We start from the raw sequence: 23569 nt of genomic DNA on the forward strand, positions 1-23569 counted from the left end.
TTCGGTACATCGCCCCTCACGAGTGCCGCCTTAGCTCAGTTGGTTAGAGCGCTGGATTGTGGATCCAGAGGTCGCCGGTTCGAATCCAGCAGGCGGTACCATTTTCCCTTATTCATAACGCTTTCTCAGTACTTTCCTGAGATTCTCGGCAAGAAAAAACTGGGCCAAAAACAAGCCCGGCTGCCGAATTGTGTGGTCGCCTGACTTAGCGCGCCAGGTTCAGACGGAACCTCATCTTGGCCTTTCTGGCTGCTGGCAAGTGCCGGTTCAGCCGTTTGTTGATCAGCCCAAAAACACCGACAACCACTAGTGTCAGCAGGATGAAGTAAAAGGCCAGAATCGGGTAGGGAATGAACGGATTGAACGTCTTGTCGGCGAAATAGCTGGCGTAATACAGCGCGTCGCCACGCTGTTGCCAAGCGGGGAAGGCCGAAAAGAAGACCAGTGTAGTGGCGTGAAACAGGAAGATTGCTTCGTTCGTGTAGGCAGGCCAAGCCAGACGCAGCATGGTGGGCCAGATGATCCGACGGAACCGTGACCAGCCCGACATGCCATAGGCATCAGCGGCCTCGATATCACCCTTGGGGATCGAGCGCAGCGCGCCATAGAAGATCTCACCAGTATAGGCGGCGGTGTTCAGGAACAAAACGATCAACGCCCCCAGCCATGCCGACGTCAGGGCGTCGAACATGGGATAGGACTTCTTCAGCGACAGGAAGAAGAAGTAGGCAAAGAAGAACTGGATGAACAGCGGCGAGCCGCGGAAGATAAAGATGAACCACTCGGACGGTTTGCGCAGCCACTTGTTGGTGGATGCTTTGCCCATTGCCACGGCGGTTGCCAGAAAGAACCCGGTGACCAGTGCCATAATGCCGAAATAGATATTCCAGATCATGCCTGAACCGATCAGGGTGAATTGCTCGCACAGAGTAAAATCGTTGCGCGGCAGTAGCCGCTCACCAAGGCCCAAGGAACGCAGGCCGTAATCCTGGATGGTCTGGATGCAGCTCATGCGGTGGTCTCCTTGCGCAGAAGCTCTCCGCCTGATGTGGCCTGTCCGTGGGACAGGCGGCGCATCAGCTTTTCAAGCCCGATTTCCGAGACGCGGGTCATGCCGAGGTAGAAGATCAGCAGAGCCAGGAAGTACCACATCCGCCAGTCGCCATGGGGGTATTGGGTGAATTTCGTGGTCTTGGTCCCGCCCAATTCGCGGGCCCAATAGACGATGTCTTCGATGCCCAGCAGGAACAGCAGTGGGGTGGCTTTGATCAGCACCATCCACAGGTTCGACAGACCGGGCAGGGCGTAAACCCACATTTGCGGCACGAGGATGCGCCAGAATGTCTGGCTGGGGGACAGACCATATGCAGCTGCTGTTTCCAGCTGCGCATGAGGAACCGCCCGCATTCCGCCAAACAGCACGTTGGCCGCAAAAGCTCCGAAAACGATCGAGAAGGTGATCACCGCGAGGAAGAAACCATAGGTTTCATGCACAAATTCCGGCGCGGTGCTGAGCGGTAGTTTTGCCGACTGGCAAACGATGAAGTCGTTGCCCTGGCGGATCGGGTCCGGCCAATCAGGGCAAAGGATCTTATGGCGCGTCCATTCAAAAGCCTGATCCAGAGCGATCACAAAGAACATGAAGAAGGCGATGTCCGGCACACCCCGTACAATCGCGATATAGCCCTTGCCCAGCCAGCTGACGGGGGGGATATGCGAGCGGGCGGCCATGGCACCAACGAACCCGAAACTCAACGCTACGGGCGCTGTGACGGCCAGCAACAGCAGAACCTTCAGGAACGACAGGTAGAACGACCAGTGTACGCCGTTGGTCAGATAGCAGGAAAACCAGCGGAACGTGCCCAGCGTATCGGGATCAGTGCAAAACGAGAAAATGGCGGGCCTCTTGAGGTGCTAAGGCTCAGGGGCGGCGCGCCCCGGTATTGGGGCGCGCAACCTGATTCAGATCAGAAGGTCGAGGACACTTCCCATTTGGTGATCAGCTCGTTCAGGCTGCCGTCGTCCTTCATGGACTGGATGGCAGTGTTGAGCTTCTCTTTCAGATCACCGTCCGACTCGCGCACACCGATGCCGACACCACCGCCCAGCGGGACATCTTCGGCCACAAAGCGCAGGTCCGCGTCTTCATCTGCAATCGGCGCAAGGAAAGACTTATCGGCCAGAACGGCGTCAGCTTCGCCATTGCGCACGGCTGCGATGGTTTCTTCGGGGCTGGCGAACTCGACCAGAGTTGCACCGGATTCAGCAATGTAACCGGCCTGAATGGTGCCGGTCTGTGCCGCAACAACGCCGTTCGCGACATCTACGTCGTCGGAGGTTGCAACATAAGCCGACGGATCTGGCGGCGTGTAGTTCTGAGTGAAATCAATCACTTCGTCGCGCTCGTCAGTGATCGACATGCCCGCGATGATGACGTCATAGTTGCCCGACACCAGGTTCGGAATGATCGAATCCCAGTCGTTCTTGACCCATTCGCATTCCAGGTTTGCACGCTTGCACAGCTCGTCACCCAGCTCACGCTCGAAACCGTCGATCTCGCCGGCGTCATTGATGAAGTTCCACGGAGGGTAGGCGCCTTCGGTGCCCATGCGGACCGTATCGGCCATGGCCATACCGGCGCTCAGCGCCAGTGCTGCTGTGGTCAGAATCAGGTTTTTCATTTTTACTCCCCTTTTTTGGTTCTGTCCTGAATTTATGCCGCCATGGTGGCGGAGAGAAAACCCTGAAGTCGCGTGGATTCAGGGGTCGTAAAGATGTCTTCCGGGAGGCCTTCTTCTTCGATGAGGCCTTGATGCAGGAACACCACATGGCTCGATATATCGGCGGCCATTTTCATATCGTGTGTCACGATGATCATGGTGCGGCCTTCTGCGGCCAGATCCTTGATCACTTTGATCACTTCCTGTTCCAGTTCGGGGTCCAGCGCCGATGTGGGCTCGTCGAACAGCAGGGCCTGAGGCTCCATGCACAGGCCGCGCGCAATCGCGGCGCGTTGCTGCTGACCGCCTGACAGTTGCGCAGGGTACGCGTCGCATTTGTCGCCGATGCCGACCTTTTCCAGATACCTACGGGCGCTGTCTTCAGCCTCGGCCTTGTCGCGGCCCATGACGGTCACGGGGGCCTCCATCACGTTTTGCAGGATGGTCATATGGGCCCACAGATTGAACTGCTGAAACACCATCGACAGGTTTGTGCGAATACGCAGGACCTGTTTGGGATCGGCCGGACGGCGGTTATGTGCGTTGCCCGTCCAGCGGACAGGTTCGCCCTTGAACAGAATCTCGCCCTCTTGGCTGTCTTCCAACAGGTTGCAGCAGCGCAGAAGCGTCGATTTGCCAGAACCGGACGAACCGATGAGTGAGACGACATCACCGCGTCTGGCGGTGATATCCACCCCTTTCAATACCTCAAGATTGCCAAAGCTCTTGTGTAGGTTCTTGATCTCGATGACCGGAGTGGAATCTGTCACGGGTGGTCCAGCTGCTATTGGTGTTGGTGCGGTACTAGGGCTGAAATTTCAGAGCAATGCAATGCGCAAATGACACGGAACGGGCCACAAACTGTCAAAATGACCAGACGTTCTGACCAAAGTGGTCACGGATCGATCAATTTGGCAGCCTCAGGTGACGGGTCGGGAACGGCAAGGTAATGCTCGGCTGGAATGTCGATCAGACCACGCAAGTGCAGCATCTTTTGGTCGGCGGGGGAAAGATCGTTGATGGCTGCACGAACCGCCTTTGCAATCTGGGGCGCATCCTGACCATTGGCCGTGATATACGGCAGGGCGGGCGAGGGTTCGGTTGCTGCGACCTCGCGAAGCTCAGCCCCCAAATTCGAGTGTTCCTTGAGTAATTCCCACGTAAGCGCATCCAGCGCGGCATAATCCGCGCGGCCTTCCGTAACAGCGGCTGCCGAAAGGGCATGACCGCCAGTTTCCAGCACGGAACTTGGAAGGCGGCTGTGACGTGACAGATGGACCATGGGCGCAGCCCAACCGGACTGAGAAAGCGCTTCATTGTACGCAAAGATGCCGTCGGCAAGCTGGTCCAGATCGCGGGTATCGTCTTTTCGGGCCACGATAACAGACCGGTAGTACCCGGGCGGACAGCCTGCCAGACCGTAGTCCGGCGTGCCGACAAGCTGAACTTTATCGTGCAATCTGGTGCGGTAAGGCAGGCCGCAGGTTTGGGAGAAAACAAGGTCGGGGTTATGCCAGACATCCCAAACTTCGGCGCCACGTGTCAGATGCGCGGGGCCAAATCCAAGATGCGCCCGAATCAACGACCAGAAACGATCATTGGCTGGTTGCAGCGCGGGCATGTCGTACATGCCCAGCATTGCAATCACGATTTGGCCGCCTTTTGCCGGGCCAAGGCAGAATCGACGTCGCTGACACCCAGCAAGCTGACCACCAGACGCAACAGCGAATCTTCTTCGCCGGTCCGATGCCCATCGGCCAGTGCGACCGACCACATCGCCTGAACCACGGCCAGACGATCTTCGTAAGCGACAGCCTCTTTGATCGCGCGGGTAAAGCGGACGGTATCGGGGGCTTCGGCTTCTAGATCCTCGGCGCTGGCGCGAAGGGCTGCGGCCTCAAAAGGGGACAGGCCATAGCGTTCCGCTGAAATCCGGTCGATTCGGGCCATTTCCGTGTCGGCATAGTCGTTGTCGGATCTGGCGATGCGCACCAGAAGGGCCGTTAGGGCCAAACGGGCGTCGTTATCGGCAAGTGGGTCGGATTGCGGCTGAGTGAGCCGGGACAGAAAATCGCTGAACATGAATTGGTTATAGAAGCGGACTACTTCTGTTCCAAGCGCGTTTGTACCCGTTCATGCGCTTCTTGGCTGTCTTTAAAGCTCAGGCCCATAGCGATGCGGGCTTCTTCGACGATCTTCATTTCGCCTTCGTCCGAATTGCCATCGGCCAGAACGACCTCCCACAAAGCGTCCAGCGCGGCCAGACGTTCCTGCAGGTCGGTTGTTTCGCGGATCAACTTGCCGAATGTATCGGTGTCTGGCGCGGCGGCGTGCAGTTTTTCGCAGGTGGCGCGGACTTTGGCGGCCTCGATCGCGTTGTGCTGATAGAGCCGCGCAAGAATACGGTCGATCAGGCTGATTTCTTCCAGCTTGTAATCCCGATCCGCCTGCGCCACGCGCACCATCAAAGCACCCAAGGCCAGTTCGGCGTCAGGATCGGGCAAATGGTCGTGCTGTGGCGGGCGAAACGCCTGAAGGAATTTTTTCAACATGTCGCGAGGTTATTCCATATTTTGTGGCCCGCCAAGCGCTGACTACCCGTCATAGCCGTGAATGGTCACAACTTTGCCGGTATCCGCTTGTATCGGTATCTACCCGCTGGCTAGGCGCCTGACTGCAGCGCCTGTTTCGCTTGTTCCTGCAGCCAGCCCAGCATCTTCCGGTACGGCACAGGCCCATAACTGATACGGGCAACGCCCAGTGACGCAAGCGTCGCGGTATCCGGGGTCCCGGGCAGGGCAATGATATTCACAGGTAGATCAGTCGATTCGCAAAGCCGGGCGATCATGTCCTCATCCTTGAGGCCGGGTGCAAAGAATCCGTTGGCACCCGCGTCGGCATAGGCTTTGGCGCGTGCCATCGCATCGTCGAGCATCGCCTCGTCATGCGTTTCCGGCGCTGCCTTCAGGAAGACGTCCGTTCTGGCGTTGATAAAAGCAGGGACGCCAGCGACGTCGCACCCTTCGCGCATCGCACCAACGCGAGCCGCCTGGGTTTCGATGTCGTACAGGTCTTTGGTGCCGACAATCTGGTCTTCGAAGTTGAAGCCGACGACACCTTTTTCAAGGGCACTTTGGACATTGGCGATGATTCCCACCGCGTCCTCGGCATAGGCCCCCTCGAAATCCAAAGAAACAGGAAGGTCTACGGCGCTGACGATTCGGCCGGCGTTGTCCAAAGCGACATCCAGCGGGATGTTCTGGCCGTCGCCAAACCCCTGCGCCATTGCAACGGGTGCGCTGCCGGTCGCCAATGCCATGGCGCCTGCATCCCGCACGGCACCGGCGCTGCCAGCGTCCCAGATGTTAAAAAGGATGACCGGATCGCCCTTTTTGTGCAGGGCCGCAAAGGTTTCTGCGTTTTGGATTTGATCGGTCATTTGGGCCTCTCCTGTTATCATCTGCCCAACAGTAACCACGTGGAACTGTGCGCGAGTAGTATTTTTTGGCCCCACGCCGTCACTTTGCGGTGACGAAAGAAAATGGGCCAACATTTGTTGGCCCGAATTCTGCGACATGGTGAGATCAGTTGAAGAGGATTTAGTCTTGGCCGGCAGTGCCTGATACGTATCTGGCGCTGAACGCCGACTCGCCTAGCCGCTTGAGAAGAGACAACTCGGTCTCCAGCCATGCTTTGTGGCCTTCTTCCTCCAGCAAAATTCGTTCAAACAATGTTCGGGTTCCAACGTCGCCGGCCTCGGCTGCCTGTGCTGCGGCTTGGGTGTAGAAATCGATGGCCTCCATTTCATCCTTCAGGTCTGCGGTAAACATCTCTTCCAGGTCGTCCGCCGCCTTTGGGTTTTTCTGAAGCTCAAGCTCTGGCTTTGCGCCCAGGAAAAGAATGCGTTCGATATAGGCATCAGAATGCCCCAGTTCTTCCTGCATCTCGCCGCGCATCTTCTCGGCCAGGATGTCCAAGCCCCAGTCATTCAGCACATGCGCATGCAACTGGTACTGATGCGCTGCTGTCATTTCCATGTGAAGCGCTTGTTGGAGGTTTGTGATCGTTGTCGAATTGCTCATCGGAATACTCCTGAATCTTTGAACTGCATCAAATTACGCGGCACGCGGGCCTGCTTGTTCAAATAGTTAGGAGGTTACACCCCACAAAACAATGCGGGGTGACAGTCCGACACAGATAGCTCTTAAACGAGGCGAGAGGTGTCTTTCGCTGCGCGCACAAAATCGCGGAACAATGGATGCGGTTCAAATGGTTTGGATTTCAGTTCCGGATGGTACTGGACGCCGATGAACCAAGGGTGGTCCGACCATTCGACGATTTCAGGCAGACGGCCATCGGGCGACATGCCCGAGAAGTTCAGACCAGCCTTTTCCAGCTTGTCGCGATACTTGATATCCACCTCATAGCGGTGGCGGTGGCGCTCTTCGATATTGGTGCCGCCGTATACCTCTGCCACTTTCGAGCCATCGGCCAGTACCGCGTCATAGGCGCCCAAACGCATGGTACCGCCTTTATCGTCACCGACCTTGCGTTCGACCTTGTGGTTGCCCTGCACCCATTCTTTCAGGTGGTAAACAACAGGCTCAAAACGTTTTTTGCCCGCTTCGTGGTCGAACTCTTCCGAGCCCGCTTCGGTAATGCCAGCGGCGTTGCGGGCTGCTTCGATTACAGCCATCTGCATACCAAGGCAGATTCCCAGGTAGGGCACTTTGTGTTCGCGTGCGTATTGCGCGGCTTTGATCTTGCCTTCAGTGCCGCGTTCGCCAAATCCACCGGGAACGAGGATCGCGTGGAATCCTTCCAGATGCGGGGCTGCGTCTTCGGTATCAAACACCTCGGCATCGACCCATTCGACTTTTACGCGAACCCGGTTGGCCATACCGCCATGGGTCAGGGCCTCGGCAATCGACTTATAGGCATCTTCAAGCTGCGTGTATTTGCCGACGATGGCGACTTTGACTTCGCCTTCAGCATTGTGGATGCGGTCGCTGACATCTTCCCATTTTGTGAGATCAGGCTTGGGGGCAGGGCTGATCTGGAACGCATCCAGAACCGCCTGATCCAGACCTTCGCGGTGATAGGCCAGCGGGGCGTCATAAATGGTCGACAGATCCTGTGCCGCGATCACGCTGTCCGGGCGCACGTTGCAGAACAACGCCAGCTTTTCGCGCTCTTTGACCGGGATGGGACCCTCGGAGCGACAGACCAGAATGTCAGGGGCCAGACCGATCGAGCGCAGCTCTTTCACCGAGTGCTGCGTCGGTTTGGTTTTCAATTCGCCCGAGGCTTTGATGTAGGGCAGCAGGGTCAGGTGCATGAACAGGCATTGGCCGCGCGGCTTGTCCTGGCTGAACTGACGGATAGCTTCAAAGAAGGGCAGGCCTTCGATATCGCCGACGGTGCCGCCAATCTCGCACAGCATGAAATCGACCTCATCCTCACCGATCGAGATAAAGTCTTTGATCTCGTTGGTGACGTGCGGAATCACCTGAATGGTCTTGCCCAGATAGTCGCCGCGGCGCTCTTTCTCGAGCACGTTGGAATAAATTCGACCTGAACTAACCGAGTCGGTCTTGCGGGCCGCCACGCCGGTGAATCGTTCGTAGTGACCAAGATCCAGGTCAGTTTCGGCCCCGTCATCGGTCACGAAAACTTCGCCATGCTCGAACGGCGACATCGTGCCGGGGTCAACGTTCAGATAGGGGTCCAGCTTGCGCAGACGCACCGAATACCCTCGGGCCTGCAACAGCGCGCCCAAAGCCGCCGAAGCCAGTCCTTTACCCAAAGACGAAACCACACCACCAGTGATGAAAATAAAACGCGCCATGTTTTCGGCTGCTCCCGTGAGACGTCAAAATCAGCTGCCCGACGGTTCCGAAAAACCGCTGCACCACGGGACTTCACATATAAAGGATTCGCGCCAATAGCGCAAGAGAACCGCAAGATGCTGTTGCAGTTCTCTTTCAGGTTTCTAGGTTTTGTGGATCAGTTGGCTTGTGGGATCAGCGGCGCGTTGTCGCCATCTGCCGGAGGCAGCAGATCGTCAGCCGACGGAACCGCAGGTGTACTTTCCTCGGTCGGTGCCGGGGCCGGAACGCCCAAACGGTCGATCACCGAACTGCCCGAGGATTTCTGTGCAGCCAGAATGGTCAGCGTGATTGAAGTCACGATGAAACAAGCGGCCAGGATCCACGTCACCTTGCCCAAAGCAGTCGCTGCGGCGCGTCCGGTCATGGCGCCGCCACCCCCGCCGCCCATGCCAAGGCCACCGCCTTCGGACCGCTGCATCAGAACGACGGCGATCAGGCCCAGAGCCAAGAGGAGGTGGATAATGAGAACGACGTTTTCCATGGTGTTCCTGTACAGCGTGGCGTGTATCGCGTGGTACTTATGCAAGTTTTCCAGCGGGGGCAAGGGAGGAGTTGGGATCAAGAACGGTGATGTTTCAGATCACGGCAAAGGGACTGGACAGCATGGCCGCACCTCGCGCAGGCTGCGGCCATGCCACATGATAATCACGACCACCCGCACACCCTTTTGCCACCTGATCCTGCGCTGCGGGTAAAGGCGCTGGAAACGATTCTGACTCGCAAGGGACTGATCGATCCGGCGGCGCTGGATGAAATTATTGATACCTATCAGAACAAGATCGGCCCGCAGAACGGCGCCCGGGTCGTTGCAAAAGCCTGGACTGACCCGGACTTCAAAGCCGCGTTGCTGAAAGATGCCACATCGGTTGTCGCCGATCTGGGTTACTACGGGCGTCAGGGCGAACACATGGTTGTCGTCGCAAACACACCTGAACAGCACAACATGGTCGTGTGCACCCTGTGCAGTTGTTACCCGTGGCCGCTGCTTGGTATTCCGCCGGGTTGGTACAAATCCGATGCCTATCGGGCGCGGGCTGTGCGTGAGCCGCGCAAGGTTCTGGCTGAGTTCGGGGTGACCCTGCCCGAGACGTCCTCGGTTCGCGTTTGGGATTCGACGGCCGAGGTGCGGTACCTTGTGCTTCCGATGCGACCAGCAGACACGGATGGCTTAACCGAAGACGAGTTGGCGGCACTTGTCACACGCGACAGCATGATCGGAACCGGCCTGCCAAAGGTGCCGTCATGACCAGAGTTCACGATATGGGGGGGCGGTTCGGCGATGGACCTGTGCACCCCGAACCCGATGATGCCCCGGTTTTTGCTGAAGACTGGCATGCGCGGGCATTGGCAGTCACGCTGGCTGCTGGATCGCTGGGCCAATGGAATATTGATATCTCACGTCACGCACGCGAGAGGCTCTCACCCAAGGACTACACGCGATTTTCTTATTATGAGAAATGGATTTCAGCCCTGACGGACCTGCTGGTCGAAAGCGGCGTGCTGACCGAAGAAGACCTACGTGGCGAGGCAGACAAAGAAGAACACCCGCTGGCGGGCCGCAAGATGAAGGCCGAAGCGGTTGCTGGTGTGCTGGCCAGCGGCGGTCCTGCGGATAGACCTTCGAACGTCCCGACGGAATATGCGGTAGGGCAGGAGGTCGTGACAACACGTCCAACTGCCAACCGCCTCGTCGACGGCGGTCATACTCGGTTGCCCCACTATGCCGCCGGAGCGAAGGGGCGCATTCTAATGGTGCACGGGACGCACGTGCTGCCGGATTCCAGCGCTCACAGATTGGGAGACGCGCCTGAGCCTCTATATGCTGTTGTATTCCCGGCATCCGAACTTTGGACCAATCCGGAACATCCCAATGACGAGGTAGTTTTAGATCTTTGGCAAAGCTATCTGGGCCCGGTATGAGCGATTGCGTTGCCCATACCGCCCCTGAGCCTGTTTTTGCTGAACCCTGGCATGCGCAGGTGTTTGCCGTGACGGTCGCACTAAATGAGACGGGCCGGTTTGATTGGCCCGATTGGGCTGCGCGGTTCTCGGACACCCTGAAGCGCCATGGGCTGGATCGGGAACTGAACGGCGGGAACGACTACTTTTTCGCGTGGCTGGAAACGCTTGAGGCATTGTTGGTCGAGCAAGGCACAGCCATGCCCGACGACGTAAACCGGCTGCGCAACGCCTGGGAAGACGCATATCTGAAAACCCCACACGGCAATCCGGTGCAGCTAACGGAAAAGTAGTCCCCGGAACTGGTCAACTGCGTCGAATTACCGGTTTCCCTGTCGCGTTACCCCCGTTATACGAGCCGAGTTTGATATCTCAGCGCAAAAGGACCGGATATGGCCAATGTGGTTGTTGTCGGCGCCCAGTGGGGTGACGAAGGAAAAGGCAAGATCGTCGACTGGCTCAGCGAGCGTGCAGACGTAATTGCACGCTTTCAGGGCGGACATAACGCCGGTCACACGCTGGTCATCGACGGTGAAGTCTACAAGCTGCATGCGCTGCCGTCCGGTGTTGTTCGCGGCGGAAAACTGAGTGTCATCGGAAACGGTGTTGTGCTGGATCCTTGGCACCTGATCAAAGAGATCGGAACCATTCAGGCTCAGGGCGTCGAAATCACCCCTGAAAATCTAATGATTGCTGAAAATACACCGCTGATCCTGCCGTTCCATGGTGAACTGGATCGGGCGCGTGAAAGTCAAAACTCGGTTGCGAAAATCGGGACAACCGGACGCGGCATTGGTCCTTGCTACGAAGACAAGGTTGGCCGACGTGTGATCCGAGTGGCTGATCTTGCAGACGATGCAACTCTGGCATTGCGAGTTGATCGCGCCTTGGTTCACCACAACGCGCTGAGAAACGGCCTTGGGCTGGAGCCGATTGATCGTAATGCTCTGATCGCTCAGCTTAAAGAGATCGCGCCGCAAATTCTGCCGTTTGCTGCACCCGTCTGGAAAGTGTTGAACGAAAAGCGCAAGGCGGGCAAGCGTATCCTGTTCGAAGGCGCGCAAGGTGCGCTTCTGGATATCGATTTCGGAACTTACCCGTTTGTGACGTCGTCCAATGTTATTGCCGGTCAAGCTTCCACAGGCGTAGGAATCGGTCCGGGTTCTATCGATTTCGTTCTGGGCATCGTCAAAGCCTACACAACCCGTGTAGGCGAGGGGCCGTTCCCAACCGAACTGGACGACGACGATGGTCAGCGGCTTGGTGAGCGTGGGCACGAGTTCGGGACGACCACAGGCCGCAAACGTCGTTGTGGTTGGTTCGATGCCTGCTTGGTGCGTCAGACCTGCGCGACCAGCGGTGTGAACGGCATCTCGCTGACCAAGCTGGACGTTCTGGACGGATTCGAAACTCTGAAAATCTGTGTTGGTTATAAGCTGGACGGCGAACGTCTGGATTATCTTCCGACTGCGGCCGACCAACAGGCGCGCTGCAAGCCGATTTATGAAGAGATGCCGGGTTGGAGCGAATCCACCGAAGGGGCGCGCAGCTGGGCGGATCTGCCGGCCAATGCCATCAAATATGTGCGCCGGGTCGAAGAGCTGATCGATTGTCCCGTCGCCCTTTTGTCCACCAGCCCGGAGCGGGATGACACCATTCTGGTGACAGACCCGTTTGCAGACTGATGGCAGAGGAACAGAAACAAGGCCTCAGCTATAAGGCGCGCCGCCGCTGGTCTCTGGCGCTCTTGCTGATTGGATTGCCGCTTTATATCGTGGCTGTGGTGACGGTTGTGAACTGGCTTGATCGCCCGCCGATCTGGCTTGAGCTGCTGGTCTATGTCGGCCTGGGCATCGTATGGGCCTTGCCCTTCAAATTCGTGTTCAAAGGCGTTGGGCAAGCAGACCCGGATCAGTCGCAAGATTGAGAGGGCGCTTCTTTTCCTGTACAAAAAAAGGGGCCGATGATTGCATCGGCCCCTTTTTCTTTTGATTTTTCAAATTTAGCCTGCGGCGCGCTCATCGTCAGGACGGAACCCGATCTGCGTTGATGCAGCGAAGCGACCTCCACCGGCTTTTTCGATCTTGCCGTCCCGAAGCAATTGACCGAACGAGCGCAGGCTTTCTTCACGGTTGAAGTCATCCTGCTTGAGCGAGCGGATCTTGTTCATCAACTGCGGGCGCGAGAATTGTTCCTGACCTTCGATGAACGACAAGTAGGCGGCTGCAGCTTCCAACAGGTCGGGCAGCGATTGTGCGCCTTGTTCCTGTGCAAACTGGGCAAAACCACCTTCTTCGTTGGAGTTGCCTGCTTCGTCTTCTGACTTGGACGTGACGCGGCGCGGGGTTACTGGACCGGAGTCCTGTTCCCTTGCGTCGACACGCTGTTCCGCAACCAGTTTCAGCGGCGACGAGGTGTCCGACTGAGGGCGCATGCTGGTGACTTGAATCTCGGGGCGGCGCGGGCTTACGACCGAGGTCAGATCGCCGCGATATCCGCTTTCCTCGGACTCTTCTTGCTGGGGCCGGTCCTCGCGCTCAGCTTCGGTTGCGGCGACGGCCGTGCGCAGATGCGAATAGGTTTCGCGCTGCGTGCTGGTCGCGGGGTCATCCATCTGGCTGTCGGCCTTGTCCATCAGGCGGGACAAATCCTGATCCAGGGCATCTTCGTTCGATGAATGACCGTCCATTGCGGCCTCGACCTTCGAAATCTCGCTTAGAACATTGGCCTCATCCTCGGCGGTCAGATAACCCTCTTGGGTCTCTGCGACCTCTTCGATCCGATCCTCTTCGGTCTCTTCACTCAGGATATTGCCGGGCTCATCGGTTTGGGCCGTTTCCTCAAGATCGGTGAACAGTGCCGATGGCGTGGGCGCCTCTTCTTCGTCTTCGTATTCGGCGTCCTGCTGCATCGAGAATGGCTGCACGGGTTCTACCGGTTCTTCCGTTGTTTCGGCTTCTGCCACTGGCTCTGCCACGGCAGGGGTGTCCTCGATTTCTTCTGCCTCAAAAGCTGGTGCCATAGTTTCAGCGGCTGCTTCGGGCTTGTCCGGTTCCGAAAGGTCCGACGCCTCGAGCGAACCCGCCTCAAACGCGGCGGTGACCGCATCCTTCGGGGCAGCTGGCTGATTACCCAGGGTTGTGTCTTCGTCTTCCGTATAAATCACCGAGTTTTCTTCGGAATGCGAAACGACGGCGCGGATGCGCTGCAGTTTTGCGGCAATGCTGTCGGCAGCTGGGGCAGGCGCGCTTTCAACCGGCTCGGCATCAGCAAAGAACGACTCGGCCCCTTGTGCAGGGGGGGTGGCACTGGGGCTCATTACTTGGGGGTCTGCTTGCGCAGCGGTTGGAACCACAGCTGGGGCTGGCTTTGCAGCCTGCTGGGTCGCGCGCAGCAACAGGCCGGAATCGCTCTGGCTGGCTTCTACATGTTTTGCGGCGTCACGCTGTGCGATCCGGGTCAGCATTTCTGCGTCAGGCTGTGGGGGTTCAGAACCAAAATACCGATCGTCGGCAGATAGATCACGGAAGTATTCTGCGATTGCCTTCATCGTTTCGAATGAATCGTCGAATCCTTCCAAAGTGCAGGAGAAGGTTCCATAAGAAACGGTCAATACCTTGTTGTTCTGTACCATCAGACGCACGTCCTCTACAAACTACGAGAGCCAACCACCTTATGCAGGCACACCTATTGGCTCGGAACTCTCTGCATGAACCTATCATTTTGTGGTCTCAATGTGTCCAAATCCGGGAAAAATGATCAATCTAAGTAAAAAACGCCCAATTGTACGGTCATTTGAGCCAATTGCACTGGTCGGAGGTGGGGAAATCGGCCCTGACGACCTAGAGGTGATGCTGATTCGCGCCAATACGGTCGTGGCGGCCGATGGTGGAGCCGCCCCATTGGTAGAATCGGGTCGCCTCCCTGATGCCGTGATTGGTGATTTCGATTCGCTGGACAGCCGACACAAAGACCAAATTCCAGTGGACCGGTTGTATCCCATACGGGAACAAAACAGCACGGATTTTGACAAGGCTCTGCGCAGCATCGACGCGCCTGTTGTGTTGGGGGCAGGGTTCTTGGGCGGGAGGTTGGACCATCAGCTTGCTGTTCTTAACACGTTGGTTCAGAGACAGGATCGCCCCTGTGTCCTGTTGGGCGAGACCGAGGTCGTCTTCCACGCGCCTCCACAGATTTCCCTGTGTATCACCCCTGGCGATGTCGTTTCATTTTTTCCGTTTCAGCGGGTAACCGGTACCAGCAGAGGGCTGGAGTGGCCCATCGACGATTTGGTGATGGAACCAGGCGGGCAGGTAGGCACATCCAACCGCGCGCTGGCGGATGTTGAACTGACGGTGGATGCGCCGGGATTGCTGGTGATGGTGCCGCGATACGCTCTGGATCAGGTTATGCAGGCGTTTCTGTCGGGGCAGACCGGGCGCTGGCCCGCTCGCGCAGAATGACATACAGGCCTGCGGCGACGGTGATACCAATGCCGACAGCGGCCATGCCATCCGGAAGGTCATGGAAGATCAACCAGCCAAAGAACGTCGCCACCGGAATCTCAAGATACTGCATGGGGGCCAGCGTGGCAGACGGTGCATAACGCAACGACCACGTCATGAACAGATGCGCGACAGTGCCCAGAACACCGATCCCGATCAGCAGCAGGTGACTTTCACGCTCGGGAACAATGAAAGACAGCTCCCAAACATTGCCGAGTGTTCCCAGCGCCAGAACCGGCAGCAGCAGAACCGTCGCCATCACTCCGGATACGGCCTGCAAGGATATTGGGTCGGTTTCCTTGGCAATCTGTCGTGTCACCAACATGAAAAGGGAAAAGACAATCGCAACGACCAAAGGTAACAGAGCGGCGGCACCGACCTGAACAAAGCTGGGCTGGATGACCAGCAGAGTGCCCAAGAACCCGACAACACAGGCGATCAGGCGGCGCATACCGACCTCTTCACCCAGCACGTACTTGCCCAGCAACAACATTATGAAGGGCATGACAAAGGCGATGGCGACTGCATCCGCCAGCGGCAAGTATTGCAGTGCGCTGAACATTGCCGCGATAGCGACGATATGCAGAATCGTTCGGATGAACGCCAGCCACACAAGACGTCCACGCATGCGCCAGTGCCGCCTGGTCAGGGCCACCAAAGGTATCAGGATCAACGCCTGAACGGCAAAGCGAATAAACACCAGAACGCCGACCGGTGTCGTCTCGCCCAGCAGCTTGGCGATGGAATCGCCCATCGGTGCAAGCACGCAAAAACACAGCATCAAGAAGATGCCAAAGACGGGACGATCCTGGGTCATGCGGCGACGCTACGGGTTTTGGCACCCGGTTGAAAGCGTCTATGAAATCGGCTGCACCTTCGTGTAGTCGGGTCCGATGCAGACGGGCAGGTCGTCGTCCAGTTTCAGCCAATCCAGCCGTTCTTCATGGGCCACGTGCAGCGTGGGCTGCAATTGGTTGGGATCCTCTAATGTGGCGACATACAAATGCAGCACGTCCGACATGGCTTGGGATCGAAACGAGATCGGCGTGCCGCAATTGGGACAAAAGCTGCGCTCGACACCGGGCGAGGAATTAAAGGTTTTCGGAGACTCGCCAGTCCAGCGCCATTGCCCGTCGCGCACGCCAAAATAGGTCGTCATCGGCGCCGCACATTGCCTGCGGCAACTATCGCAATGGCAGCTCACGCAGGACAGGACCGGAGGATCAACCTCGTAGCGGATGGTGCCGCACAGGCAATGTCCTTGCATCGTTGACCTCCGTTGCTGTCACTGTCAGCAGTTTGGCACGTTCACCGCCAAACCGCCCAGAGATGTTTCCTTGTACTTCTCATGCATATCATGCCCGGTCTGGCGCATGGTTTCGATCACTGAATCCAGCGGTACGAAGTGTTTCCCATCGCCACGCAGCGCAAGTGAAGCAGCCGAGACGGCTTTGATGGCCGCCAAACCGTTGCGTTCGATGCAAGGAACTTGCACCAGACCAGCGACCGGGTCGCAGGTCATGCCCAGATGATGCTCCAATGCAATTTCGGCGGCGTTTTCGACCTGCTCGGGCGTACCACCCATCACGGCGCAGAGGCCCGCTGCAGCCATTGCCGAGGCGCTTCCAACTTCAGCCTGACACCCAGCCTCAGCTCCCGAGATCGAGGCGTTGTATTTGACCAGCCCGCCAATGGCCGCTGCCGTAAGGAGGAAGTCCTCGATATGGCTTTCCGAGGCACCCGGAACGTGGTCGAGGTAATAGCGCAGTACGGCAGGCATCGTACCAGCTGCCCCGTTTGTGGGCGCAGTGACGACTTGTCCGCCAGCCGCGTTTTCCTCGTTTATCGCCATCGCATAGACGCTCATCCAGTCATTTATGGTGTGCGGTGCGTTTAGGTTCATGCCTCGCTCGGCCAGCAGAGCGTCGTAAATACCCTTGGCGCGGCGGCGCACTTTCAGGCCGCCGGGTAGAATGCCATCCGTCTTCAGTCCACGTTCGATACAGTTGTTCATGACTTCCCAAAGGCGCGCGGTGCCCTTGGCGAAACTGTCCGCACAGCCCCGCGCGATTTCGTTTTCGCGCTTCATCTGGGCGATGCTTTTGCCGCTAGCGTTTGCCATCTCAAGCATTTCGGCCGCCGAGTGGAACGGGAAAGGCACGGCAGGGCCGTCATTGGTGGCTTTGCCTTCGGCCAGTTCTTCCTCGGTCAGGACAAAACCGCCGCCTACGGAATAATAGACCTGCCGCAGGATCACGTCGCCCTGCGCATCGGTGGCCATCAGGATCATCCCATTGGCATGGCCGGGCAGGTTGTGGTCGTAGTCAAAGATCAGATCGGCCCTTGGATCGAATTGCAGGGTCGGCAACCCCTCGGGCGTGACTGAGTGCGTTTCAGCAATAGCGGCCAACGCGGCCTCGGCCTTGTCGTTGTCATAGGTGTCAGGAACAAACCCGGCCAGTCCAAGGATCGTAGCCCGGTCTGTTGCATGACCTACGCCAGTAAAAGCCAGCGATCCGTGCAGCGATCCGCGAAGACCGGCGAATTCAAACGGCGAGGCGCGCATCAGGTCCAGAAACCGTGCGGCGGCAACCATCGGCCCCATTGTGTGTGACGAGGACGGGCCGATGCCCACTTTGAACATATCAAAAACAGACAAGAACATATTAGGTAGCAGAGCCTTCTGGAGGGTGAGCATAAGATGGACTGGTGAAGGGGGTAACCCCCAACCCCTCGGCCGCGATGGCAGCCCGGGTTGCGGGACGGTTTTCCAGGCGCATCAGAATGGATTGCAGGTAAGGCGTATCCGCCAATTGATACCAACTGCGATCAGCGCGCTCCGGGTAAAGGGACATCCACCGCATCTGGCAGGCAAGGTAGTATGTAAGGACCGAGGGCTGATCGGCGTGCAACCAGCTGGGCGCAGTTTTAGCAACGTCATCCAGAACCCGAAGATGTTGGCGCAGGCGCGGGCGAATACCGTTGCGCAAGGTTTCGGCCTGTGCCGTGTCGATGTATTTTTCGGCATAGAACAGGATGCGCAGATCGGCATGTAAAGTGTTCGATGCGAAAAAGAGCCATTTCAGGAACGCAGCCCGATCCGGGTTGTCAGGGGCGGGAGCCAGTTGCGCATGCGTATCTGCCAGCCACAAAAGGATGGCGGCTGTTTCAAAGATCGGACCTTGTGGCGTTTCAAGAACCGGGATCAGGCCGTTCGGATTCAACCCTCTGTAAGCCGCGCCATCCTGTGCGTTTTGCCGTCGATCCACCAAAGCTGTCTCATAAGGCAGGCCCATCTCTTCCAGCACCAGTCTGATCACCAGAGAGGCATTGTCGGGGGCAAAGTGCAATCTGTAGGGCGCGTTCATGAGCTGTATTTATACACCAGCAGGGATGTCGAACGTCTCGATTGCGACGTTTCCAATAGGAAACGCGTAGTTTCGCGACAAGTTGGCCCGCTGGATCGGCGAATTGGCGCTCGCAGTTGGGTCGGACATTCCGTATAAATTCCGCAATACCAAGGGGGAATGCAACAATGACCGGAGATTTGTCACCCATAGACAAAGCCAAATTTGTCGCGGCGCGACGGGCCGCCGATATAGTTCAGGACGGGATGCGTGTTGGGCTGGGCACTGGATCAACGGCCGCCTGGATGGTCCGCCGTCTGGGAGAGCGGGTGCAACAGGAAGGTTTGCGGATCAAGGCTGTTCCGACCTCAACCCGCACCGCGCAACTGGCTCGTGAGTTGGGGATCGAGGTTGTCTCGCTGGATCAGGCGGGTTGGCTGGACCTGACCATCGACGGCGCGGATGAATTCGACGGCGATCTGAACCTGATCAAAGGTGGGGGCGGCGCGCATCTGCAGGAAAAGATCGTTGCCACGGCAAGCGATCAGATGATCGTCATTGCTGATGCCGGGAAAGAGGTCGAAACACTGGGCGCATTCCCTTTGCCGGTCGAGGTTATCCCTTTTGGCTGGCAGACTACGCGCACGCTGATCCAAGAGGCGCTGGATACGATGGACGTTCTGGGCACTTCTGCCGCGCTGCGCATGAACGGAAAGGCGCCGTTTGTCACGGATGAGGGCAATCACATTCTGGACCTCCACCTTCAGCGCATCGGAAATGCCAGGCAACTGGCACTAGTGCTTAATCAGGTTCCGGGTGTGGTCGAGAATGGTTTGTTCATCGACATCTGTGACAAAGTTGTGATCGGCCACGGCGATGGCCGGGTCGAGCTGCGCGATATCAACGATGGAACGATCGAACTTGATCAGTCGGTGGAAGCAGGCGAGAACTTGTTCTCGGATCTGGCAGATTAAGCGGAACAGACACAGATCGCTTTACGTCACTCGTTTTCTTCGGACGCTACATTGTTTTGAGTGAAGTCGTGGCCGCGAACGATTTGGGACACGTACAATTCGGTATTTGGCCTGACCAATCCAAGGCGTGGAGGCTGCCGTTGAATAAAACAAATGCAACCATATCTGGGCGTTTGATCACAACGCTGCAGCGGTTCCCTGCGCAAGTTCGAGAACTCGGAGAGGCTGGAGTCCCGGCGATCACTCTGGACAGCAGCGCGAGATAGAGTACACCCCATGCAAGGCCTGCGGGCGCTTGCGGAAATTTGAAAGAGGCAGGACAAATGAGCTTTGACTATGATCTGTTCGTTATCGGCGGAGGCTCAGGAGGGGTCCGTGCGGCGCGTGTGGCAGCTGGCGAAAACGGTGCCAAAGTGGCGCTGGCCGAAGAGGATCGCTATGGCGGAACCTGTGTCATCCGGGGCTGTGTGCCCAAGAAGCTGATGGTCTTCGCCAGTGAATTCTCGGGCATGGTCGGTGATGCGCAGGCCTATGGCTGGGACATTCAGACCGGTGCTTTGAATTGGGATACCTTTCACGGCAAGCTGGTGACCGAACTGGACCGGCTTGAAGGCATCTACCGCAATATCCTGAAAAACAACGGCGTCGAAAGCTTTGATCAACGTGCAACCGTAGTCGATCCACATACGGTCGAATTGGCGGATGGGACACGCAAGACAGCCAAGCACATCCTGATCGCCACAGGTGGTCGTCCGGTCGTGCCCGAGTTCCCGGGATCGGACTTGGCGATTACGTCGAACGAGATCTTTCACCTTGAAAAACTGCCCCAAAGCATTCTGATCGTCGGTGGCGGCTACATTGCCAGCGAGTTTGCCGGAATCATGAACGGGTTGGGAGTCCAGACCACTCAGTTCTATCGCGGTGCGCAAATCCTGCGTGGCTTCGACGAAGAAGCACGTGGCCTGATCTGCGAAGAGATGCGCCAGAACGGCATTGATGTTCGTCTGGGCACCAACGTGCTGGAAATGACCAAGGAAGGCGACAAGATCCGCGTTAAGGCCACCGATGGCACCGAGGATCAGTTCGACGTGGTCATGTACGCCACAGGGCGTGCGCCGAATGCAGACAACCTGGGCCTTGAGGCGCTGGGCGTGGAACGTGGCCGCAAAGGTGAGATTGTAGTCGATGAGTACAGCCAGACAGGCGTGCCCTCGATCTATGCCATTGGCGATGTTACCGACCGCGTAAATCTGACGCCGGTTGCGATCCGTGAAGGCATGGCGTTTGTAGAGACCGTTTTCAAAGGCAACCCGACTCCGGTGGATCATGAACTGATCCCGACCGCGATCTTCACCCAACCGGAATTCGGCACTGTGGGCTTAAGCGAAGAAGAAGGCGCGGCACAGGAACCGATTGAGGTTTACGCGACATCGTTCAAGCCGATGCAAAAGGCCTTTGCCGGTGGAACGCAGCGCGTGTTGATGAAGCTGATTGTCAGCCAGGCGACCCGTAAGGTTCTGGGTTGCCACATCGTCGCGCCGGGCGCGGGTGAGATGATCCAGCTGGCTGGCATCGCCGTTAAAATGGGCGCAACCAAGGAAGATTTCGACCGCACGGTTGCCGTTCATCCGGTGATGGCAGAGGAATTGGTAACAATGCGGCAACCTGTGCGCACTGCTTGATTTGCAACCGCGCGCACACAAGTTACAAGGGAACCCGTGATCACACGGTCCAACACAAGGGAATAGATACATATGGCGGGCAATAGCGGCGGCCCCTGGGGGGGCGGAGGCTCTTCGGGCGGCGGAGGAAATCGGGGTGATAACGGTGATGGGCGCAAGCCCCCCGAAGGCGATGGTCCGCAGATCCCCGAGATTGATGAATTGATGAAGAAAGGCCAGGAACAGCTGCGCGTCCTGATGGGCGGCCGCGGTGGTTCAGGCCGCGGTGGCAACGGTCAGGGCTCTGGCGGCGGTGGCCCTATCTTCACAAAAGGTACGGTTCTTATTGGTGTCGTCGTCGCGGCGGTATTGTGGGGGGCGGCCAGTTTTTACACAGTCAAGCCTGAAGAACAGTCGGTTGAGTTGTTCCTCGGCGAATTCTCGGCCGTCGGAAATCCGGGTCTGAACTTTGCGCCGTGGCCTTTCGTTACCGCCGAGGTCATCCCGGTCACCCGCGAACAGAACGAAGATATGGGCGGCGCGCGCGGCAGCGATGATGGCTTGATGCTGACCGGCGACGAAAACGTGGTCGATATCGACTATCAAGTCGTCTGGAACATCAATGACCCTGCGAAGTTCCTGTTCAACTTGCGTGATCCGCGCCAAACGATCCGGGCGGTGTCGGAATCAGCGATGCGCGAGATTATCGCTCAAAGCGAGCTTGCACCGATCCTAAACCGGGATCGTGGTGTTATCGCGGATCGCTTGCAGGAACTTATCCAATCCACGATGGACAGTTATGATTCAGGAATCAACATTGTCCGCGTCAACTTTGACAAAGCCGACCCGCCGCAGGACGTGATCGCCGCGTTCCGCGACGTTCAGGCTGCCGCGCAGGAACGGGACCGGTTGCAGAACGTAGCCGATGCCTATGCGAACAAGGTATTGGCGGAAGCGCGCGGCGAAGCTGCGCAGGTTCTGGAAGAGGCGGAAGGTTATCGTGCCCAACAGATCAACAGTGCGCGGGGTGAAGCCAGCCGCTTTAGCGCAGTTCTGGAAGAATACACCAAAGCACCCGATGTGACGCGTAAGCGTCTGTATCTGGAGCGTATGGAGCAGATTCTGGGTGACGTTGACAAAATCATTCTGGACCAGAACTCATCCGGGCAAGGGCAGGGTGTTGTGCCCTATCTGCCGCTGAACGAACTGCGTCGTAGCCCAGCCGGGGAGAGCAACTGATGCGTAAATCACCCATTATCCTCATTCTTGTCGTGATCCTTGGCGTCGTTGGCCTGTCTTCGATCTTCATCGTGGATGAACGTGAACGCGCGCTGGTCTTGCAATTTGGTCGTGTCGTCGCGGTCAAGGAAGACCCCGGTCTGGCGTTCAAAATCCCGGTGATTCAAGAAGTTGTCCGCTATGACGACCGTATCCTGTCTATTGACGTACAGCCCCTTGAGGTGACCCCTCTGGACGATCGGCGTCTGGTTGTCGATGCATTCGCACGTTACCGGATTTCAGATTTGAATCAGTTCCGTCAGGCCGTTGGTGTCGGCGGTATCCCGGTTGCCGAGGATCGCCTGGATCGTATTTTGCGGGCCGAAACCCGCGAAGTGCTGGGTTCGGTTTCGTCTCGTGACATCCTGAGCTCGGACCGTGCGGCGCTGATGCTGCGCATCCGAAACAGCGCGATTGCCGAAGCACAGGCGCTGGGCGTGACTGTAATCGACGTGCGTTTGAAGGCGACCGACTTGCCACAGGCCAACCTTGAGGCGACCTTCGACCGTATGAAGGCCGAGCGGGAACGTGAAGCAACAGACGAACGTGCCCGTGGTAACGAGGCGGCGCAGCGTGTGCGTGCGCAAGCTGACCGGACCGTGGTCGAACTGGTGTCAGATGCACGTCGTGAGGCCGAAATCACCCGTGGTGTAGCGGACGCTGAACGTAACGCGATCTTTGCCGAAGCCTATGGCGCGGACCCGGAGTTCTTTGAATTCTACCGTTCGCTGACCGCGTATGAGAACGCGTTGCAGGGCGGCAATAGCTCGTTGGTTCTGAGCCCGGATTCCGAGTTCTTCAACTACCTCGCTTCGCCGACCGGACGACCAGCTCCGGCTGCTGCGGCCTCCGAATAATGGGGCTGATCCTTTTGGCTTTCGGGCTGGTATTGATTGTAGAGGGGCTGGCCTATGCGCTGGCCCCTTCGCTTATTGAGCGCATGTTAGAGGCATTGCGGTCATTGCCCGAGCAGGCGCGGCGGCTGGCCGGTCTGCTGAGCGTAGTTAGTGGGTTTGTCCTGCTATGGGGGGCTTATCAGGTTGGGTTTTGATGCGGTGACCTCACTTGCAGGTGATTTCCCCGCGATCCCGAGTTGCGGGCAAGGACAAACCGACTACATTGGTTCCTGAGAAGATTTGCCCGAGGGCAGTTTTACAAGACTTGTTGACAAGGAGTTCCCAAGTGCAGGCACAAGCACGCAGTATTTCAGTCCGGCAGGACGAGGGTGTTGGTT

27 protein-coding genes and 1 tRNA gene are annotated in these 23569 nt (G+C 57.6%); 12 read left to right on the forward strand and 16 right to left on the reverse strand.

The features are described from left to right. Positions 1–24 precede the first annotated feature (24 nt). A tRNA-His gene (locus AC2FIB_RS00970) sits at positions 25–101 on the forward strand. 104 nt (positions 102–205) lie between these two features. Here the strand turns inward: AC2FIB_RS00970 and AC2FIB_RS00975 are convergent. From AC2FIB_RS00975 to secG, 11 genes are all read right to left on the reverse strand, one after another. Next, entirely contained in the window at positions 206–1012 is an 807-nt protein-coding gene (locus AC2FIB_RS00975; RefSeq protein WP_282118774.1) for an ABC transporter permease, read from the reverse strand. Then, the gene (locus tag AC2FIB_RS00980; RefSeq protein ID WP_108858966.1) at positions 1009–1896 is read right to left on the reverse strand and encodes an ABC transporter permease; all 888 of its coding nucleotides are present in this window, start codon (positions 1894–1896) and stop codon (positions 1009–1011) included. The genes AC2FIB_RS00975 and AC2FIB_RS00980 overlap by 4 nt, the downstream gene beginning before the upstream one ends. 71 nt (positions 1897–1967) lie before the next feature. Beyond that, on the reverse strand, positions 1968–2681 hold the full coding sequence (locus tag AC2FIB_RS00985; RefSeq protein WP_058276110.1) for a transporter substrate-binding domain-containing protein: 714 nt from the start codon (positions 2679–2681) through the stop codon (positions 1968–1970). A 32-nt stretch (positions 2682–2713) separates the two neighbouring features. Then, positions 2714–3490, reverse strand: a complete 777-nt coding sequence (locus AC2FIB_RS00990; RefSeq protein WP_058274821.1) for an ABC transporter ATP-binding protein — start codon at positions 3488–3490, stop codon at positions 2714–2716. A 125-nt stretch (positions 3491–3615) separates the two neighbouring features. Continuing rightward, positions 3616–4368, reverse strand: a complete 753-nt coding sequence (locus tag AC2FIB_RS00995) for a phosphate/phosphite/phosphonate ABC transporter substrate-binding protein (RefSeq protein ID WP_496732926.1) — start codon at positions 4366–4368, stop codon at positions 3616–3618. Further along, positions 4365–4802, reverse strand: a complete 438-nt coding sequence (locus AC2FIB_RS01000; RefSeq protein WP_496732927.1) for a tellurite resistance TerB family protein — start codon at positions 4800–4802, stop codon at positions 4365–4367. The genes AC2FIB_RS00995 and AC2FIB_RS01000 overlap by 4 nt, the downstream gene beginning before the upstream one ends. A gap of 20 nt (positions 4803–4822) precedes the next feature. Then, positions 4823–5272, reverse strand: a complete 450-nt coding sequence (locus AC2FIB_RS01005) for a tellurite resistance TerB family protein (RefSeq protein WP_058276107.1) — start codon at positions 5270–5272, stop codon at positions 4823–4825. 110 nt (positions 5273–5382) lie between these two features. Then, entirely contained in the window at positions 5383–6159 is a 777-nt protein-coding gene (locus AC2FIB_RS01010; RefSeq protein WP_496732928.1) for an isocitrate lyase/PEP mutase family protein, read from the reverse strand. Positions 6160–6319: 160 nt separating this feature from the next. Continuing rightward, positions 6320–6802: a bacterioferritin gene (locus AC2FIB_RS01015; RefSeq protein WP_058276106.1), complete on the reverse strand. Its 483-nt coding sequence runs from the start codon at positions 6800–6802 to the stop codon at positions 6320–6322. Between the two features lie 122 nt (positions 6803–6924). Next, positions 6925–8568 (reverse strand): CTP synthase, encoded by a 1644-nt coding sequence (pyrG, locus tag AC2FIB_RS01020; RefSeq protein WP_058276105.1) that lies wholly within the window; start codon positions 8566–8568, stop codon positions 6925–6927. Positions 8569–8726: 158 nt separating this feature from the next. After that, complete coding sequence (gene secG / locus AC2FIB_RS01025; protein ID WP_058276104.1) at positions 8727–9092, reverse strand: preprotein translocase subunit SecG; 366 nt, start codon at positions 9090–9092, stop codon at positions 8727–8729. Between the two features lie 150 nt (positions 9093–9242). Here secG and nthA point away from each other — a divergent pair, with 150 nt between their 5' ends. The 5 genes from nthA (at position 9243) to AC2FIB_RS01050 (ending at position 12497) form a co-directional block, all read left to right on the forward strand. After that, positions 9243–9857 carry a nitrile hydratase subunit alpha gene (nthA, locus tag AC2FIB_RS01030; protein WP_496841537.1) on the forward strand — a complete coding sequence of 205 codons (615 nt, stop codon included), beginning with the start codon at positions 9243–9245 and terminating at the stop codon, positions 9855–9857. Then, the gene (gene nthB / locus AC2FIB_RS01035; RefSeq protein WP_282118770.1) at positions 9854–10531 is read left to right on the forward strand and encodes a nitrile hydratase subunit beta; all 678 of its coding nucleotides are present in this window, start codon (positions 9854–9856) and stop codon (positions 10529–10531) included. Before nthA ends, nthB begins: the two co-directional genes overlap by 4 nt. Further along, positions 10528–10863 (forward strand): nitrile hydratase accessory protein, encoded by a 336-nt coding sequence (locus AC2FIB_RS01040; protein WP_496841539.1) that lies wholly within the window; start codon positions 10528–10530, stop codon positions 10861–10863. The genes nthB and AC2FIB_RS01040 overlap by 4 nt, the downstream gene beginning before the upstream one ends. A gap of 99 nt (positions 10864–10962) precedes the next feature. Next, positions 10963–12255: an adenylosuccinate synthase gene (locus AC2FIB_RS01045; RefSeq protein ID WP_496841541.1), complete on the forward strand. Its 1293-nt coding sequence runs from the start codon at positions 10963–10965 to the stop codon at positions 12253–12255. Continuing rightward, the gene (locus tag AC2FIB_RS01050; protein WP_496719854.1) at positions 12255–12497 is read left to right on the forward strand and encodes a DUF2842 domain-containing protein; all 243 of its coding nucleotides are present in this window, start codon (positions 12255–12257) and stop codon (positions 12495–12497) included. The genes AC2FIB_RS01045 and AC2FIB_RS01050 overlap by 1 nt, the downstream gene beginning before the upstream one ends. A 75-nt stretch (positions 12498–12572) precedes the next feature. On the opposite strand, the gene AC2FIB_RS01055 is transcribed toward AC2FIB_RS01050, so the two are convergent. Beyond that, entirely contained in the window at positions 12573–14204 is a 1632-nt protein-coding gene (locus AC2FIB_RS01055; RefSeq protein ID WP_496732932.1) for a hypothetical protein, read from the reverse strand. 121 nt (positions 14205–14325) lie between these two features. Between AC2FIB_RS01055 and AC2FIB_RS01060 the strand changes: the two genes are divergently transcribed. Continuing rightward, entirely contained in the window at positions 14326–15033 is a 708-nt protein-coding gene (locus AC2FIB_RS01060; protein WP_109311722.1) for a thiamine diphosphokinase, read from the forward strand. Here AC2FIB_RS01060 and AC2FIB_RS01065 read toward each other — a convergent pair. From AC2FIB_RS01065 to AC2FIB_RS01080, 4 genes are read right to left on the reverse strand one after another with little or no spacing between them, the layout of a single operon-like run. Continuing rightward, positions 14978–15892 carry a DMT family transporter gene (locus AC2FIB_RS01065; protein ID WP_496732933.1) on the reverse strand — a complete coding sequence of 305 codons (915 nt, stop codon included), beginning with the start codon at positions 15890–15892 and terminating at the stop codon, positions 14978–14980. The genes AC2FIB_RS01060 and AC2FIB_RS01065 overlap by 56 nt on opposite strands. Before the next feature lie 39 nt (positions 15893–15931). After that, the gene (locus tag AC2FIB_RS01070; protein ID WP_109311724.1) at positions 15932–16342 is read right to left on the reverse strand and encodes a GFA family protein; all 411 of its coding nucleotides are present in this window, start codon (positions 16340–16342) and stop codon (positions 15932–15934) included. Between the two features lie 24 nt (positions 16343–16366). After that, positions 16367–17740, reverse strand: coding sequence for an L-serine ammonia-lyase (locus tag AC2FIB_RS01075; RefSeq protein WP_496732934.1), 1374 nt, complete (start codon positions 17738–17740; stop codon positions 16367–16369). Position 17741: 1 nt separating this feature from the next. Then, the gene (locus AC2FIB_RS01080; protein ID WP_496732935.1) at positions 17742–18443 is read right to left on the reverse strand and encodes a glutathione S-transferase family protein; all 702 of its coding nucleotides are present in this window, start codon (positions 18441–18443) and stop codon (positions 17742–17744) included. A 167-nt stretch (positions 18444–18610) separates the two neighbouring features. Here AC2FIB_RS01080 and rpiA point away from each other — a divergent pair, with 167 nt between their 5' ends. The 5 genes from rpiA (at position 18611) to AC2FIB_RS01105 (ending at position 23386) form a co-directional block, all read left to right on the forward strand. Next, positions 18611–19396: a ribose-5-phosphate isomerase RpiA gene (rpiA, locus tag AC2FIB_RS01085; protein ID WP_496732936.1), complete on the forward strand. Its 786-nt coding sequence runs from the start codon at positions 18611–18613 to the stop codon at positions 19394–19396. Positions 19397–19719: 323 nt separating this feature from the next. Then, positions 19720–21078, forward strand: a complete 1359-nt coding sequence (gor, locus tag AC2FIB_RS01090; RefSeq protein WP_496722148.1) for a glutathione-disulfide reductase — start codon at positions 19720–19722, stop codon at positions 21076–21078. A 72-nt stretch (positions 21079–21150) separates the two neighbouring features. Beyond that, the gene (hflK, locus tag AC2FIB_RS01095; protein WP_496732937.1) at positions 21151–22296 is read left to right on the forward strand and encodes an FtsH protease activity modulator HflK; all 1146 of its coding nucleotides are present in this window, start codon (positions 21151–21153) and stop codon (positions 22294–22296) included. Beyond that, on the forward strand, positions 22296–23192 hold the full coding sequence (gene hflC, locus AC2FIB_RS01100; RefSeq protein WP_108858947.1) for a protease modulator HflC: 897 nt from the start codon (positions 22296–22298) through the stop codon (positions 23190–23192). The genes hflK and hflC overlap by 1 nt, the downstream gene beginning before the upstream one ends. Then, the gene (locus tag AC2FIB_RS01105; protein ID WP_282118760.1) at positions 23192–23386 is read left to right on the forward strand and encodes a DUF2065 domain-containing protein; all 195 of its coding nucleotides are present in this window, start codon (positions 23192–23194) and stop codon (positions 23384–23386) included. Before hflC ends, AC2FIB_RS01105 begins: the two co-directional genes overlap by 1 nt. The last annotated feature ends 183 nt before the right edge of the window (positions 23387–23569 follow it).

It is taken from the genome of Ruegeria sp. YTSA072 (assembly GCF_059610285.1).